At 64.6% G+C, this 15,640-nt stretch carries 13 protein-coding genes; 6 read left to right on the top strand and 7 right to left on the bottom strand.

Features of this window, described 5'->3' with window-relative positions; all coding sequences use genetic code 11:
- Window positions 1–140: 140 nt before the first annotated feature.
- On the bottom strand, window positions 141–1,070 hold the full coding sequence (locus tag AC0L18_RS31085; protein ID WP_473495547.1) for a hypothetical protein: 930 nt from the start codon (window positions 1,068–1,070) through the stop codon (window positions 141–143).
- Between the two features lie 61 nt (window positions 1,071–1,131).
- Complete coding sequence (gene leuD / locus AC0L18_RS31080; protein WP_287075163.1) at window positions 1,132–1,737, bottom strand: 3-isopropylmalate dehydratase small subunit; 606 nt, start codon at window positions 1,735–1,737, stop codon at window positions 1,132–1,134.
- Between the two features lie 152 nt (window positions 1,738–1,889).
- On the opposite strand from leuD, the gene AC0L18_RS31075 reads away from it, so the two are divergent.
- Entirely contained in the window at window positions 1,890–2,315 is a 426-nt protein-coding gene (locus tag AC0L18_RS31075; RefSeq protein ID WP_287075162.1) for a GNAT family N-acetyltransferase, read from the top strand.
- Window positions 2,316–2,378: 63 nt separating this feature from the next.
- Here the strand turns inward: AC0L18_RS31075 and AC0L18_RS31070 are convergent, their stop codons facing one another.
- From AC0L18_RS31070 to AC0L18_RS31055, 4 genes are all read right to left on the bottom strand, one after another.
- Window positions 2,379–3,545, bottom strand: a complete 1,167-nt coding sequence (locus AC0L18_RS31070) for an NAD(P)/FAD-dependent oxidoreductase (RefSeq protein ID WP_473495546.1) — start codon at window positions 3,543–3,545, stop codon at window positions 2,379–2,381.
- A 66-nt stretch (window positions 3,546–3,611) separates the two neighbouring features.
- Window positions 3,612–5,108 (bottom strand): ATP-binding protein, encoded by a 1,497-nt coding sequence (locus tag AC0L18_RS31065; protein WP_473495548.1) that lies wholly within the window; start codon window positions 5,106–5,108, stop codon window positions 3,612–3,614.
- Window positions 5,109–5,167: 59 nt separating this feature from the next.
- A complete protein-coding gene (locus AC0L18_RS31060; RefSeq protein ID WP_287240072.1) occupies window positions 5,168–5,863 on the bottom strand; it encodes a response regulator transcription factor in 696 nt (231 codons plus the stop codon).
- 3 nt (window positions 5,864–5,866) lie between these two features.
- Entirely contained in the window at window positions 5,867–7,408 is a 1,542-nt protein-coding gene (locus AC0L18_RS31055) for a DUF4153 domain-containing protein (protein WP_473495545.1), read from the bottom strand.
- Window positions 7,409–7,974: 566 nt separating this feature from the next.
- Between AC0L18_RS31055 and AC0L18_RS31050 the strand changes: the two genes are divergently transcribed.
- Both AC0L18_RS31050 and AC0L18_RS31045 read left to right on the top strand, forming a co-directional pair.
- Window positions 7,975–8,853 (top strand): HpcH/HpaI aldolase/citrate lyase family protein, encoded by an 879-nt coding sequence (locus AC0L18_RS31050; RefSeq protein WP_473495544.1) that lies wholly within the window; start codon window positions 7,975–7,977, stop codon window positions 8,851–8,853.
- Window positions 8,854–8,879: 26 nt separating this feature from the next.
- Entirely contained in the window at window positions 8,880–9,086 is a 207-nt protein-coding gene (locus AC0L18_RS31045) for a DUF1737 domain-containing protein (protein ID WP_023804277.1), read from the top strand.
- Between the two features lie 188 nt (window positions 9,087–9,274).
- Here the strand turns inward: AC0L18_RS31045 and AC0L18_RS31040 are convergent, their stop codons facing one another.
- The gene (locus AC0L18_RS31040) at window positions 9,275–9,697 is read right to left on the bottom strand and encodes a metallopeptidase family protein (RefSeq protein ID WP_023802719.1); all 423 of its coding nucleotides are present in this window, start codon (window positions 9,695–9,697) and stop codon (window positions 9,275–9,277) included.
- Window positions 9,698–9,870: 173 nt separating this feature from the next.
- Here AC0L18_RS31040 and AC0L18_RS31035 point away from each other — a divergent pair, with 173 nt between their 5' ends.
- Genes AC0L18_RS31035 through AC0L18_RS31025 form a run of 3 tightly spaced genes read left to right on the top strand, consistent with a single transcriptional unit; the run spans window position 9,871 to window position 15,615 of the window.
- Window positions 9,871–10,935, top strand: coding sequence for an ImuA family protein (locus AC0L18_RS31035; RefSeq protein ID WP_473495543.1), 1,065 nt, complete (start codon window positions 9,871–9,873; stop codon window positions 10,933–10,935).
- Complete coding sequence (locus AC0L18_RS31030) at window positions 10,877–12,346, top strand: DUF6504 family protein (RefSeq protein WP_473495542.1); 1,470 nt, start codon at window positions 10,877–10,879, stop codon at window positions 12,344–12,346. The genes AC0L18_RS31035 and AC0L18_RS31030 overlap by 59 nt, the downstream gene beginning before the upstream one ends.
- Window positions 12,343–15,615 (top strand): error-prone DNA polymerase, encoded by a 3,273-nt coding sequence (locus AC0L18_RS31025; protein ID WP_473495541.1) that lies wholly within the window; start codon window positions 12,343–12,345, stop codon window positions 15,613–15,615. Before AC0L18_RS31030 ends, AC0L18_RS31025 begins: the two co-directional genes overlap by 4 nt.
- Window positions 15,616–15,640: the final 25 nt, after the last annotated feature.

Below are 15,640 nucleotides of genomic sequence, written 5' to 3'. Positions count from 1 at the left end.
GTGGCTTCTCCTCACCGCCCCTCAAAGTCAGCCGAAGGAACTCGAAGCCTGATCCCTCTCATTGTTCACGGCCGACGCTCTAAGGTTATGACTGCCGCAGCTCGGCCCCGCCTCGGGAACGAAGGCATGAGGCAGAGAAGCTAATTCGGCGAAACGAGCGCCTTGTCCATCGCTTCCCTGACCTCGGCCGGCCACGTGTTCACCGCCGGCCACGCATCCGGCTCGGGCTTGTCGCCGCGGCGGGCGAAATAGAGCTTGTGGTTAGCCGGATCGATCGCCATGAAGCCGTCGTCGCCGCCGCAATCATGCGGCATGCAGCCGCTGGCGTAGAAGACGCCCGAGGCGGTCTTCTCGGTGCCGCCGCCGACCAGCAGGCTGGTCGCCATGTCGGGCATCTCCTTGCCGAGCAGCGTCGCGGCTTGCCTGTAGATGGCCTCGTTATGGAAGGCATCGACGATGCTGTCGTATTGCGTCGGGTCGACATCTTTCCAGCCTGTACCCGGCTCCGGCATGTAGGCGAGGTTGCCCGAGGTCGACAACCCGCCGGTCGGCGACCATTGCAGCGCCGGCTTCGATTCGCCCGGCAAGAGATTGGGCACGAAATAGATGGTGCCGTCGGATAGCGCGGCCGGCGGTGCGCCGCATTCATCCTGCTCGACGGTGGTCGTCTGGATCGTGCCGCCTTCCGGCTTCCACACGATCACCTTGGCCGGACCGCATTGATTGCCGCCGTCGCCGACATCGACCAGCGCCACCGTGACGCCGCCGACCTCGACAATCCTGTCGAAGAAGACATCGTAATTGCGCGCCAGCTGCTTGCCGTCATAGGCCAGCACCTTCTCGCCATAGTCTTCCTGCTGGGTGATGGTCAGCTGCCCATTCTCGAACGGGACCGGTGCTTGGCGGTCATCCTCGGCCAGGGCCGCATTGCTCGACGCGCCCAGGTCGGCGGCCCCGCCGGACGCATCGTCAGCCGGCACGAGCACCGTGTCGGTCTGTGCATGCGCGCCAGCCACCGGCATCAGAATCCACGCCAGCGCCCAGGCGCCGGCAAGCAGCGAACGTGTCATGCCTGTCCCTCCGTGCAGCCGCCACGAACCCGGCCTGTCGCGGCCGGGGTCATCCTACCGTTCAGGCCCAGGGCCGCAGCTCGGCGTTCTTCTTCTCGAACGAGGCGATGGCGTCGGCCTTCTCCATGGTCAGGCCGATATCGTCGAGCCCGTTCAAGAGGCAGTGCCGCTTGAAGTCGTCGAGGTCGAACGTGACCACGCCGCCGTCCGGACCGCGGATTTCCTTGGCTTCGAGGTCGATCGACAGGGTTGCGTTGGAGCCGCGCGAGGCGTCGTCCATCAGCTTGTCCAGATCCTCCGGGCTGACGGTGATCGGCAGGATGCCGTTCTTGAAGCAGTTGTTGTAGAAAATGTCGGCGAACGAGGTCGAGATGACGCAGCGTATGCCGAAGTCGAGCAGCGCCCACGGCGCATGCTCGCGCGACGAGCCGCAGCCGAAATTGTCGCCGGCGACCAAAATCTGCGCCTTGCGGTAGGCCGGCTTGTTGAGCACGAAGTCGGGGTTTTCCGAGCCGTCGTCCGTGTAGCGCATTTCGGCAAACAGTCCGCTGCCGAGCCCGGTGCGCTTGATCGTCTTGAGATAATCCTTGGGAATGATCATGTCGGTGTCGACATTGACGATCGGCATCGGCGCGGCAACGCCGGTGAGCTTGGTGAATTTTTCCATAGGTCTTGCCCGTCTTCTTTTCGCTGCGGGGATGTATTGGCGCCCGGTTTACACAAAGCTGCAGGCAAATAAAAGGCGGCTGTTTTCGCAAGCTTTGGTCCTAGAACACGGACCGCTTCAAAGTTGCCGCCCTATGGTGCACCTTGGCCGGCATGACAACACGTCCCAAAGTACTCTACGCCAGCGAACCGAACCTCGACGCAGCCGAGTTCCGCCGCGTGCTGGTGGAATCCGGCCTCGGTGTCACTCGGCCCATCGATGACGACGTCCGTCTGAAGGCGATGCTTGCCAATGCAGATCTGGTGTTGACGGCGCGCCTCGATGCGCCTGGCAAGCCGCTGATTGGCCTCGCCCGAGGCATCACCGACTTCTCGTGGGTGTGCTATATTTCCGAGCTCGCCGTCTGCAAATCGGCGCAAGGGCTCGGCATCGGCAAGGGCCTGCTCGACGAAGCGCGGCGGCGGCTCGGACCATCCGTCGCCATGTCACTGATCTCCGTGCCCGACGCCGTCGGCTTCTACGAACGGATCGGCATGACGCGGATGGCGGACGCGTTCTGGTTTGGCCGCGAGCGCTGACGGCTGGCCTTGCGGTGCGGAACCCTTTGGTGCCGAGGACAGCACCCCTTCTGTCCGCCAGCCTCAGATCACATTCAACTCCCTGAAAGCCTGCCCCTCAGCGACACGGCTGTACCCAAACGCCGAGCAGTCCACCGTGCGAAAACCGCCATGCACGATCAGCTCGGCCAGCGCCTTGCCGACCGCCGGCGCCTGCTGCAGGCCGTGGCCGGAAAAACCGTTGGCGAAAAGAAAATTCTGCACCTGCGGATGCGGGCCGATCACCGCGTTCTGGTCGAGCGTGTTGTAATCGTAATGGCCGGCCCAGGCGCGCGTCGGCTTGATCGCCTCGAAGGCCGGAATGCGGGTCGCCAGCACTGGCCAGATTACCTCTTCGAACAGCGGCCAGTCGGGCTCGAAATCGCTGGGATCGGCGGGGCCGTCGCCGTCTTCCGGCTCGGCCCCGCCGGTGATGTAGACCGAGCCTTCCGGCCGGACATAGATGCCCGAGGGATCGACCAGCAGCGGCATATCGTCATATTTCTCGCGCGCCTCGAAGATGAAGACATTGCGCTTGCGCGGTTCCACCGGCAGCACCAGTCCGGCCATTGCCGAGACTTTTCCGGCATTCGGCCCGGCGGCGTTGACGACGATACCGGCGTCGAGCCTTTCGCCATTGTCGAGGCTGACGCCGGTGACACGGTCGCCCTGCCGTTCGATGCCGGTCACGTCGGCGGTGATGAAATCGATCTTTTTGTCGCGCAGCGCCTTACGGAACAGCATCAGCATGGCATGCGCGTCGAACCAGCCCTCGCCGCTGCGGCCATAGGCGCCGGCGGTGATGCCCTCGGCCGACAGCCATGCAAACCGGCGGACGAGCGCCTCCGCATCCTCAAGCACGATGTCGGCGCCCTCGGCCAACTGCGTCTGGTGATTGGCCTTGAGGATCGGCAACCCGTTCTCGCCGGCAAGGATGAGGTAGCCGCCTTCTCGAAAACCGATATCGGCGTCGGCCCCGAACTCTTCCGTCAGCCGCCGGAACAGTTTCAGCGTGAACTGCGACAGCCGGATGTTTTGCGGAATCGAAAACTGCTGGCGGATCGAAGCGCAGGACAGCGTCGTCGCCGCATGGGCGAACTGCGGGTCGCGCTCGACCAGCGCGATCGAGCCCGAAAACCCTTCCTCGCGCAGATAATAGGCGATCGAGGAGCCGACGATGGCTCCGCCGATGATGACGACGTCGTAGCGCACTTTTTCGCTTCTCCAGTTCTGAAGCATGATCCCGAAGCCGGTTTTCTGAAACGATCATGCTGCAATTCATACAGCCGGCAAGATGATCTCGAAGCGCGTGCCGCGCTCGGAGTCAACCAGGCGGATCGTGCCATCATGCGCTTTCAGCAGGGCCAGAACGATGCCGAGGCCCATGCCGGTGCCGCCGCAATCGCGGCGTGTGGTGAAGAATGGCTCGAAAATACGCGCCCGGTTGCTCAGCGAAATGCCGGCGCCGTCGTCGCTCACCTGGATCGTCGCCTTGCCGCCTGCGCTCGCCGCCGTGATTGAAACCAGTGTCGCGCCATGCCTTGCCGAATTGTCGATGAGATTGGCGAGCACGATCGCTGCGTTCTCGGCCGAGATGCGCAGGCCGGTCTCGCCGCCCGCCTCGACCCGGAGCGCCAGCCTGTCCCCGGTCGGCAACAGCGCCAGGGCCGCACTGAGCGACGTGCTTTCGCCGCTGGGCGCAAGATTTTCGGCGCGCGCCAGGTCGAGCAGACGACGCACCAGCAGATTGAGCCGCCCGGCGTCGGTGACGATATTGTCTGAAAACCGCCGCCGCTCGGCCTCGTCCATTGCGCTACCTGAATCGCGCAGCAGTTCGGCCGCCCCCTGGATCGCCGTCAGCGGCGATTTGAGCTCGTGCGAGACATGGGTGGCGAAGGTCTGGATGCTGTCGGAGCGCGCATGCAGCTTTTCGGCCATCTCGAGGAAAGCGTCGGACAGCGCTGCCATCTCGCGCGTGCCATGATGGTCGAGCGGCCTGATCGCTGCTCGATCACCGGCGGCGATGCGCTTTGTCCGCTCCATCAGCGCGTAGATCGGCCGGCTGACGGTGCGAAGGAAGATCAGGCCGATGAGCAGCGTGCCGCCGAGGATGGCGATCGCCGCCAGCACCACCTTGCCGCGCTCGCCATAAAGATGCTTGACGATGTTGTTCGGCGTCCGCGACAGAAAGACGACGCCGGCGACCTTGCCGTCGACGGCGACCGGCATGGCGACGAAGACGCGGACTCTCGTGCCGCGGCTGACCGAATAGAGCGAAGGTGGCGGCTCGTCTGATATCCTCTGCCTGAGCGCGCTGGCATAGCGGCCGGCTAGGGCTGCGCGAACCTCGCCGACGGCGCCGAGCGACAGGCCGATCTCCTCGCGTCCGGCGATGACGACGCCTTTGGGATCGAGCAGCCGGAAGCCGGCAAGCGTGGTTTTCTGCGTCTCGGCAAGAATACCCGACAGCCGCGCGCCGATCGCCGTGAAGGCGGGATCGACGGTGGCGGCTGTCGCCGCGGGCCGTGTCGCCAGAACCCTGTCGGACGCAAGATCGAGGCTTGGCTCGATCGGCCGGTAGGGAGAGTCCGGATTGTCGCTGTCGGCAGGCACGGCCGCGCCGAGCTTTTCAGCCGGGATGCCGACGTCGCGGACCTCTTGCGCATGGATGGCGGCAAGGGCGGCACCCTGCGCGATCAGCTCGGCCTCGGTCTGGCGGATCAGCTGGTTCTCGTAGAGCCTGAAGAAGAACAGGCCGACCAGCGGCAGCGCCATCACCATGATCAGGATGGCGACAACGACCGTGGCGAGGCGCGGCCGCCATTTATGCGCGGTCACGCGCCGCACCGGCCGAGCCGGAAGCCGACGCCATGCACGGTCTCGATCGCATCCGTGCAGCCGGCCGCCGCCAGCTTGGCGCGGATGTTGCGGATATGGCTGTCGACGGTGCGGTCGGCGACATGGATGTTGCCGGCATAGGCATTGGCCATCACCATGTCGCGCCCAAGCACATGCGCCGGGCGCGCCAGAAACCCTTTCAGGATGGCGAATTCGATCGAGGTCAGCACTAGCGGCCTGCCGTCGAAGCTGGCGGCGTGGCTGGCCGGCAGCAAAGCCAGACGGCCGTGCAAGAATTGCCTGTCGTCGGCCTGTTCGGCTTTTGCCGGGCGGGCGCGCCGCAGGATGACGTTGACGCGGGCGACCAGCTCGCGCGGGCTGAACGGCTTGGTGACATAGTCGTCGCCACCCATTTCGAGCCCGAGGATGCGATCGATTTCTTCATCACGCGCGGACAGGAACAGCACCGGCACATCGGATGTGTGCCGCAGCCGCCGGCAGACCTCCAGCCCGTCCATCTCCGGCATGCCTATGTCGAGCACGACAAGATCGGGCGCGCGGCGCTCGATCGCCTGCAAGGCGGCGGCGCCGTCGGCTACCGCGACCGTTTTCATGCCGGCCTTTTCGAGCGCGAAGCAGATGATCTCGCGGATGTGCGGATCATCGTCGGCGATCAGGATGTGATGCGGCATCGATCAGCGGCCCGGCACGAAGGGTTCGGAGCCCTGAGGAACCACGAACGGGATGGACGTGTCGAGAGTGCGAAGGAGCCGCCAGTCGCGAAAGCTCCAGGCGCGCCAGTTTTCCTGGGCCGCGCGGTAGCCGGCCTCGTCCTGTCCCAGCAAACGGACGAGTTCGCGGTAGGGGGAAACGCTGGCCGTATTGGTCCTGGCCTGCTGCTCGAGGAAGCGATCGAGTGCCGGCCGGGCGCTGGGACCGAGCGAACGCAGGTACCAGAAATCGAGCTCGGTTCCGTGGCCGGTCATTTCGAAGGAGTGCTCGACATTGTAGTTGGCGATCAGGGCGGCAAAATTGATGAACGAGCAGGCATAAAGCGTCGCCGATAGCGTCAGAAGATTGGCGGAAAGCAGCCATTCATTGGATTTTCCGAGCGCGATGCGGGCGATGATCAGGGCAAGGCCCGCCGCCACCAGCCCCATCCAGACGAAGGCGGCGACGCGCCAGTAGGTCAGCGCATAGATGCCGACATAGAGTTCAAGCCGCAGGATCGACGAGATGACCAGCACGATGTTCTGCGCCACCCAGACATAGACCAGCCGGCGGATGAACGGATCGCTGGAAGTGCCACTTCCCGGCCTGAGCGCCGCCAGCACGAAACCGGCGGCGAGCAGCGCCGTGACGATCAGCGGATAGGCGCCGCGATGCGCATAGGCGGCGTAGGTCAGCCCGTCGGGCAGGGCGATGCCGCCCCACAGATAGGTGGCGTCGAGCGCGGTCTGCATCGCGAACAGGATGTTGAAGATGACCAGCGCGCGAAGGATGGCGGCCTTGCCGAAGATGATGTCCTCGATCGCCCTGGCGGGTTTTGTCGTCGTCGTCACCGCGCTGACAGGGACAGGTGTCACCCGACGCGCAATGCGGCGCAAGAAGCGCGGCAGGCGCGGGCGCAAAAAAGCCCAGACGCCGGCAAGCACGACCAGCCAGAAGGCCAGCCGCGGCAGCTGGATGAGGTCGAGCAGTGCGTGGAGATCGATCAGCGACAGCCAGTATTCGATAACCGGATTGGCGGCGCCGAACAGCGCCAGAAACACTGCGCCCAGGGTCAGCGGCATGATCCAGACGGCGATCGCCGCGAAGCCGATGCGCCGCCGGCCAAACCGCCGCGCCGCCTTGCGCAAGCGGACGAAATCGTGGACGAACCGAAACGGCGCTGCGAGCAGGAACAGCGCGACCTGGCCGGCAATGCGGGCAAATCCGCGCCGCAGCCGCCCGACCAGCGAAAGCGCAAAGACGGCCAGCGCCGCAAGCCCGATCGCCACGGACAGCGTACTGACATTTTCAAGGAGCGGCAGCAGTCCGACAAGCAGGGCAACGGGTTTGAACCAGGCCCGGCCGGCGCTGAGCGCCGCGGCCGCGGCGGCCAGCGTCATGCCGAACAGGAAGAGCGTGATGCCGACCGGCTGCCCATAGAAGAAGAAATCGGCCAGCGCGGCAAGCAGCACGGCAACGCCGAGGCGCGCGCAACTGCCCGGCGCGGCGGTAGGCAACGATGTCATGATCGGGCTTTCTCAGCGGCTTTGATCCGGCCGGGGGGCGGAGATTTGCGGATGAGGGAAAGAGAGTCGCCGAACGCGGCGGATCGATGAGCCAGCAACCGTCATTGCGGAGGGGCAGGGACCAACGGGGCTTTCGCGCTCTTGCATGCGCCCTTTTCGCCGGCCGAAATGCAGGCAGCGAGGCGGGTCCGAGGAGATTTTCCGCAATGTTGTGCAGTTTTTGTGCAGGGCAATCGCTTCAGCCAGATGAAAGTTTTCAATTTGTGTCGGAGACGCTAATTGTCGAAGTCGTCGCCGCCCCTCATCGCCCTGCCGGGCACTTCTCCCCGTATAGAGACGGGGAGAAGTGACCGGTCGCAACCGTGGCGTGTATTCTACAACGCTGGAAATTGGCGAAATCATTGAGAGCGCGCCCCTCTCCCCGTCACTATACGGGGAGAGGATGCCGGCAGGCAGGTGAGGGGCAGCACCAACGCCTGAAGATAGGGAAAATTCAACCTGAGGCGATTGGCCCGGTAGAAGCCAGACGGGTTGCTTCGATCGCCTCCAGGCGGCATAGATCAGGCATGACTGAAACCTGCCGCCCGCGCCGCTCGGTGCTTTACGTCCCGGCCTCGAACGACAAGGCGCTGGCCAAGATCTCGTCGCTGGCCTGCGATGCCGTCATCATCGATCTCGAAGATGCCGTCGCCCCGGCCGACAAGGTTTTTGCGCGCGAAAAGCTGGCTGATATTTTCGCTCACCGCGCAAACCTGCGCTGCGAAATGGTCGTGCGCATCAACCCGCTCTCCAGCGAATGGGGCGCCAGGGACTTGCTGGCGGCGGCAAGCTGCGAGCCCGACGCCATCCTGCTGCCCAAGGTCGACACGCCGCGCGACGTCCTGGAAGCCGGCGACGTCCTCGACGACAATTTTTCACCCGACGAGGTAAAACTATGGGCGATGATCGAGACGCCCAAGGCGCTGCTCAACATCGGCCCGATTGCCGAGCTTGGCCGCGATCCGGCCTCGCGGCTGGTCTGTTTCGTTGCCGGAACGAACGACCTGGTCAAGGACACCGGCATTCTCGCTACGCCCGACCGGCGCTATCTCACGCCATGGCTGATGCAGATGGTGCTCGCAGCACGCGCCGGTGGCCTCGACCTGCTCGACGGTGTCTTCAACGATTTTCGCGATCTGGAGGCTTTTGCGCGCGAATGCACGGAAGCAGCCGCCATGGGGTTCGACGGCAAGTCGCTGATCCACCCGGCCCAGATCGATGCCGCAAACCGCGCCTTTGCGCCATCTGCCGAAGCGGTGGCCGAAGCGCGTGCGGTCAAGGAGGCCTTCGCGCTTGCCGAAAATGCCGGCAGGCAAGTCATTGCGCTGAATGGAAAGATGCTCGAACGGCTGCATCTGGCGCAGGCCGAAAAACTGCTGGCGAAGGCGACCGCCAGCGGGGCATGATTGGCAACTTATCACAGGAATGAAAAATGAAACTCTACCGCTTTCTGTCCGGCCCGGACGATTCCAGCTTCTGCCACAAGGTGACGGCAGCGCTAAACAAGGGCTGGCACCTGTTCGGCTCGCCAACCTATTCCTACGACAAGCAGACCAAGGTCATGCGCTGCGGCCAGGCCGTGGTGAAGGATGTCGAGGGCCAGGAATACGGCCCTGGCACCAAGCTCAGCGATTGGTAGATTTGCACAGCTCGACGCAGGGTGCGTTGAGATTCAGGTCAGGCCGCGCCGGAGTCGAAGACGGGCGCGAAGCGACCAGACTGGGTAGTTTCCGAGAACCGGAGCGGAGCGTACTTTTGGGTACGTGAGCACAGGAAGCGCAGGGAACTGCCATTCGCAGGCCGGCATCACCTGAATATCAGCACAGCCTATTCGGCTGCCTCTTCGATCCGCTCCATATCGTCATCCGACAGGCCGAAATGGTGGCCGATCTCGTGGATCAGCACATGGGTGACGATATCGCCCAGCGTCTCCTCGTTCTCGGCCCAGTAATCGAGGATGGCGCGGCGGTAGAGCGTGACGCGGTTCGGCCCCTCGCCGGTCTGCGGATTCCAGCGCTCGGCGATGCCGCGCCCCTCGAACAGGCCGAGCAGGTCGAAAGGCGTTTCCAGCGACAAATCGTCCATGATCTCGTCGGTCGGGAATTCGGCGATCTGGATGACGATCTCGCCGGTCAGCTTGCGAAACTCCTCCGGCAGATGGGCGTAAGCTTCTAGCGCCAGGAACTCCATTTCCTCCATCGACGGCGAAAGCTCGTCGTGCCAGGTACGGGTTTTGTAGATGCGGGCCATGCTTTGTCCTTCTGATCCCGGCATATAGGCTTTCGCGCCGGACTCGGCAATTGGCCGGGTTGCCGCCTTTCGCTGACAGGAATAAATTCCCCATGACTCCGCTTGACTCTTCGGCCGCCCTCTGGAATCTATTAGAACATAACAGGAACAATTGTGAGTGGAAGCTGACCGTCATGGCGACAAGCGCCGTGGCGCGGGAGACTGTTTTTGCCCTGCGCCGCCAGATCGCGAAGATCGAGGGAACGCTGCCCGAGCGCCTGCAGGCGCCGGCCGGCGCAGCCCCCGTTGATGCGCCCCAGGATCCAACAGCTGATGTCACGCCCAAAAATATCCCGCCCAAAAATCTGACAATCGTCCGCCGCGGCCTCGCCGTGGCGCCGCCCGATGCGTTTGTGCGCACCGGCGCCGAAGATCTCGATACTGCGCTCGGCGGCGGCCTGCCGAAGGCGGCGCTGAGCGAGATCCATGGCGCCGCGACCCGCGATGCCGGAGCAGTCGCCGGCTTCGCCCTGTCGCTCGTCAGCCTGATCCTCAAACAGGGACCGCGACTGCCGGTCCTGTGGATCGGCACCGCGGAAATCTTCCGCGAGGCCGGCTTCCCCTATGCCACAGGGCTTCATCGCCTTTTCGGCATCGAGCCGGAGCAATTGCTGTTTTCCGAGGCGCCAAGGCTCCTCGACGCGCTGTGGACCGCCGAGGAGGCCGCCCGGATGACGGCGCTCGCCGCCGTCATCCTCGAAATCCGCGGCAGTCCGCAGCGGCTGGACCTCACCGCGACGCGGCGGCTGCACGCCCGGGCACAGAGCGCCGGCCGGCCGGTGTTTTTGCTGCGCCAGGCCGGCGAACCCGAGCCGACGGCGGCACCCGTCCGCCTCGTCCTGTCGGCGGCGCCGTCGGCACCACGCGAGACGATCGCCGGGCCGCTCGCCGGCTCGATCGGCCGCCCCGCCTTCACCGTCAGCATCGGCAAGAGCCGCACCGCCTTGCCAGGACAATTCACACTGGAGTGGAACCCCGATGAACACATTTTCGAGGAAAGAAGGACCGGGGAAAGACGCGTCAGGCACGAACCGGCAGCGAATCCTGTCCCTGTGGTTTCCGCATCTCGCCGCGGAAAGGATCCTGCGCCAGCGTCTGGGGCGGTCCTGGCGTTCGCGGCCGTCGGATCACCTGCCGCTGGTGATCAGCCATCGCCAGGCGAACGCGCAGCGCATCGCCGCCCTCGACGAGCGGGCTGAGGCGCTTCACCTGAAGCACGGCATGGGCATAGCCGACGCGCGCGCCATGCATCCGTCGATCGACGTCGTGGAAGCCGATCCCGAGGCCGACCGCCGCCTGCTCGAAAGCCTCGCCGACTGGTGCGACCGCTACACCCCGCTGGTGGCGATCGACGCAGCCGATGGCCTGTTCCTCGACGTCACCGGCTGCACCCATCTTTTCGGCGGGGAACGGGCGATGCTGGACGACATCCTGTCGCGCTTTTTCCATCAGGGTTTCGATGTCCGCGCCGGCCTTGCCGCCACACCAGGTGCAGCCTGGGCGGCAGCGCGGTTTTCTGGTGATCGCATCGTCCCCGGTGGCGAGGAGGAAGCGCTTCTCGCGCCCTTGCCGCTGGCGGCGCTGCGCATCGAGCCTGACATCCGCGCCAGCCTGGAAAGCGTCGGCCTGCGCACGGCGGGCGCCGTCATGGCAGCACCGCGCGCGCCGCTCGCCCGCCGCTTCGGCAGATCGCTGCTTTTGCGCCTCGACCAGGCGCTCGGCCGCCTCGACGAGGCGGTGTCGCCGCGCCTGCCGGTGGCGCCGCTTTCGGTCGAACGCCATCTCGCCGAACCCATCATGCTGACCGACGAAATAGAGCGGCTGGTGAAAATGCTGGCGACGACATTGAAGACGGACCTCGAACGCCGCGGCGAAGGCGCAAGAAGGCTGGCGCTGCTGCTCTTCCGCGTCGACGGTGCCGTCAGCCGCATCGCCGTCGGCACCTCGCGGCCGTTGCGCGAGCCGCTGCTGATCCAGAAATTGTTCCACGAGAGGCTTGCCGCGCTCGAACAGGATATCGATGCCGGCTATGGCTTCGATCTCGTGCGCCTCTCGGTGCTGTCGGCCGCGGCCTTCGACATGCAGCAGGCGGATCTGACCGGCGAGACGCGCGACGACGACGCCGACATCGCCCTTTTCGCCGACCGCATCCGCGCCCGGCTCGGCGACAGCGCGGTTTTGAAACCGGTTGCCGTCGAGAGTCATCTGCCCGAGCGCGCCGTCGCCACGCATCCCTATGCGGAGGCGCCGCAAAGGGTCTCTGCGCCGAAGCAGCCGGGCAAGATACAAGACACCAAGCCTGTCTTTCCGCCGGAACGGCCGATCCGGCTGTTCCGCTCGCCCGAGCCGATCGAGGTGCCGGCCACCGAAATGCCAGAAGGACCGCCGCTGAACTTCCGCTGGCGGCGCGCGCTCTACCGGGTGGCGCGCGCCGAAGGGCCGGAACGCATCGCCCCGGAATGGTGGCGGGAGGCAGCGGGGCAGGAAACGACCCGGGATTATTTCCGCATCGAGGATAGCGACGGCCGCCGTTACTGGCTTTATCGCCAGGGTCTCTACGGCGCCTCGCAGGCGGCGCCGCGCTGGTTCATGCACGGGGTCTTCGCATGAACGCGCTGGCGGTCGTCCCCTATGCCGAATTCGGCATCCAGTCAAATTTCTCGTTCCTGCGCGGCGCCTCGAAACCGGAGGAGCTGGTGGTCGCGGCAAAGTTTTTGGGCTTTTCGTCGATCGGGCTTGCCGACCGCAACACGGTGGCTGGCGTCGTGCGCGCCTGGCAGCAGGCCAAGGTGGAAGGTCTTTCCTGTCATCCCGGCTGCCGCCTGGTTTTTTGCGATGGCACGCCCGACGTTCTCGCCTATCCGCAGGACCGCAAGGGCTGGGGCCATCTGTGCCGCATGCTGACGCAGGCCAATATGCGCGACGACAGCGAAAAGGGCGCACCGCTGCTCTATCGCGACGACCTTTTCGAATGGGGCGATCGTATGTCGCTGGCGATCCTGCCCGATCTGTCGACGCCGGCCGAGGATCTCAGGCTGATCAGCCGCCTGAAAGATCGCTTCGGCAAGACCCTGCGGCTTGCCGTTTCGCCGGATTATCACGGCAACGACCGCTACCGTATCGAGCAGGCGGCTGCCATGGCCGAGGCATCAGGCATTCCGCTGATGGCGACCAACGACGTTCTTTACCATACGTCCGAACGGCGCCGGTTGCAGGACGTGCTGACGGCGATCCGCCTCAACGTGCCTGTTGCCGAAGCCGGGCTGGAACTGGCGGCCAATGCCGAGCGCCATTTGAAGCCGCCAATGGAGATGGCGCGGCTGTTCCGGCGGCATCCGCAGGCACTGGCGCAAACGCAGCACTTTGCCGGCGAATTGAGCTTCTCTCTCAGTGACCTCCAATACAACTATCCCGACGAACCGACGGAATCGGGCCTCGGGCCCCAGGCCGAACTGGCAAGGCTGGCTCGGGAGGGAGCCGCGATACGCTACCCCTCGGGCGTTCCCGCCGATGTGACCAGGCGCATCCGCGAGGAGCTCGCTTTGATCGAGCGCCTGAATTACGCGCGCTATTTCCTGACTGTCTACGACATCGTCAAATTCGCCCGCAGCCATGGCATACTCTGCCAGGGACGTGGCTCCGCGGCCAACTCGGTGGTCTGCTATTGCATCGGCATCACCGAAGTGGGGCCTGAGCGGATCGATTCGCTTTTCGAGCGCTTCATTTCCGAGGAAAGAAACGAGCCGCCCGACATCGATGTCGACTTCGAGCATGAGAGACGCGAGGAGGTCATCCAGTATATCTACTCGAAATACAGCGCCAAGCGCACCGCGCTTGCCGCGGCCGTCGTCAGCTACCGGGGCCGCTCGGCGATGCGCGAAGTGGCCAAGGCGATGGGCCTGTCGGACGATGTCAGGAGCGCGCTGTCCAGCTCGATCTGGGGCTGGTCGACCTCGGAGCTCGGCGAAAAGGAGACCGGGGCCGGCGGCCTAGATCAGACCGATCCGTCGACAAGGCAGGTGATCGAATGCGCCAACGAGATCATGGGCTTTCCCCGTCATTTGTCGCAGCATGTCGGCGGCTTCGTCATCACCAGGGACCGGCTCGACGAGATCGTGCCCATCATCAAGACGGCGATGGACGAACGCAAGATGGTCGAGTGGGACAAGGACGATCTCGACGCGGTGAAAATCCTGAAAGTCGACGTGCTGGCGCTCGGCATGCTGACCTGCCTGCAGCGCGCCTTCACGCTGCTTGAAGATCATTATCCCGATGCGCGCGATGATTTTGGCCGGCCCTATGTGCTGGCCACCCTCCCTGCCGAGGACAAACATGTCTACGACATGATCTGCCGCGCCGACACGATCGGCGTCTTCCAGATCGAATCGCGCGCCCAGATGTCGATGCTGCCGCGGCTCAGGCCGAAAACATTCTATGACCTCGTCATCGAGGTGGCGATCGTGCGGCCCGGCCCGATCCAGGGCGACATGGTCCACCCCTATCTGCGCCGCCGGCAGGGCAAGGAAAGGCCCGAATATCCCAAGCCGGAACTGGAAGAGATACTCGGCAGGACGCTGGGCGTGCCGCTGTTCCAGGAACAGGCGATGAAGATCGCCATCGTCGCCGGCGGCTTCAGGCCAGGCGAGGCCGATGAACTGCGCCGCGCCATGGCCACCTTCAAGCGCACCGGCACGATCGGCAATTATCGCAAGCGGATGGTCGACGGCATGATTTTGCGGGGTTACGAAAAGGACTTCGCCGAGCGCTGCTTCAAGCAGATCGAGGGTTTTGGCGAATATGGCTTTCCCGAAAGCCATGCCGCCTCCTTCGCCCTGCTGGTCTATGCCTCCTGCTGGTTCAAGACCTTCTATCCCGACGTGTTCTGCGCCGCGATCCTGAATTCCCAGCCGATGGGATTTTATCAACCGGCTCAGCTTGTCCGCGACGCGCGCGACCATGGCGTTGAAATCCGCGAGGTCGACGTCAATTTTTCCGGTTGGGATTGCGCGCTGGAAGAAGTGCCTTTCGATCCAACCCGCATTCTCGACCGCCATGCCCTAATGCGCGGCGTCATCCGGACCAATCATGCCGTCCGGCTGGGCTTTCGCCAGGTCAAAGGCCTGTCGAAGGAGCGCATGGAGGTGTTTGTCGCCAGACGCGGCGACGGCTACGCATCCGTTCGCGATGTCTGGCTGCGCTCGGGCCTCCATGTCGATGAGATCGAGAAGCTGGCGCAAGCCGACGCTTTCCGTTCGCTCGGCCTCGACCGCCGCGACGCCCTGTGGGCGGTCCGCGCGCTCGACGGCAGGAGTGCCACGGAGACCCTGCCGCTGTTCGACCGGCCGGCGATCCGCTTGCGCGATCTCGAGCCCGAGACCAGGCTGCCGACAATGCCGCTCGGCGAGCACGTCGTCCACGACTACCGTTCGCTCGGCCTGTCGCTGAAGGCGCATCCGTTGGCCTTTCTGCGCCAGCGGCTGGACCGTTCCGGCGTCACCCCCAATGCGCGCCTCGGCCAGGTTCGGGACGGCAAGCGCGTTTCGGTAGCCGGCCTTGTCCTGGTGCGGCAGCGGCCGGGCAACGCCAAAGCGATTTTCCTGACGCTGGAAGACGAGCAGGCGGTCGCCAACGTCATTTTTTGGGAAAGGACCTTCAACCGCTACCGGCCCATTGTCATGGGCGCGCGGCTGATCCGCGTCACCGGCAAACTGCAGTCGGAATCGGACGTCATCCATATCGTCGCCGACAAGGTCGAGGACCTGACACCCTGGCTGTCCGTGCTTTTGCACGCACATGCCGTGCAGAACGATCGGCAGGACATTGCGACGCTATCGGGGAAGGCAGAAATGGTCATGCCGAAGGGGCGTAATTTTCAATAGGGGATACGGTGCGGCGGTGCACAAT

The sequence above is a fragment of the Mesorhizobium sp. WSM4819 genome (assembly GCF_055811215.1).
The sequence above is the reverse complement of the archived record's forward strand: the minus strand, read 5'-3'. Positions and strand labels throughout refer to the sequence as shown.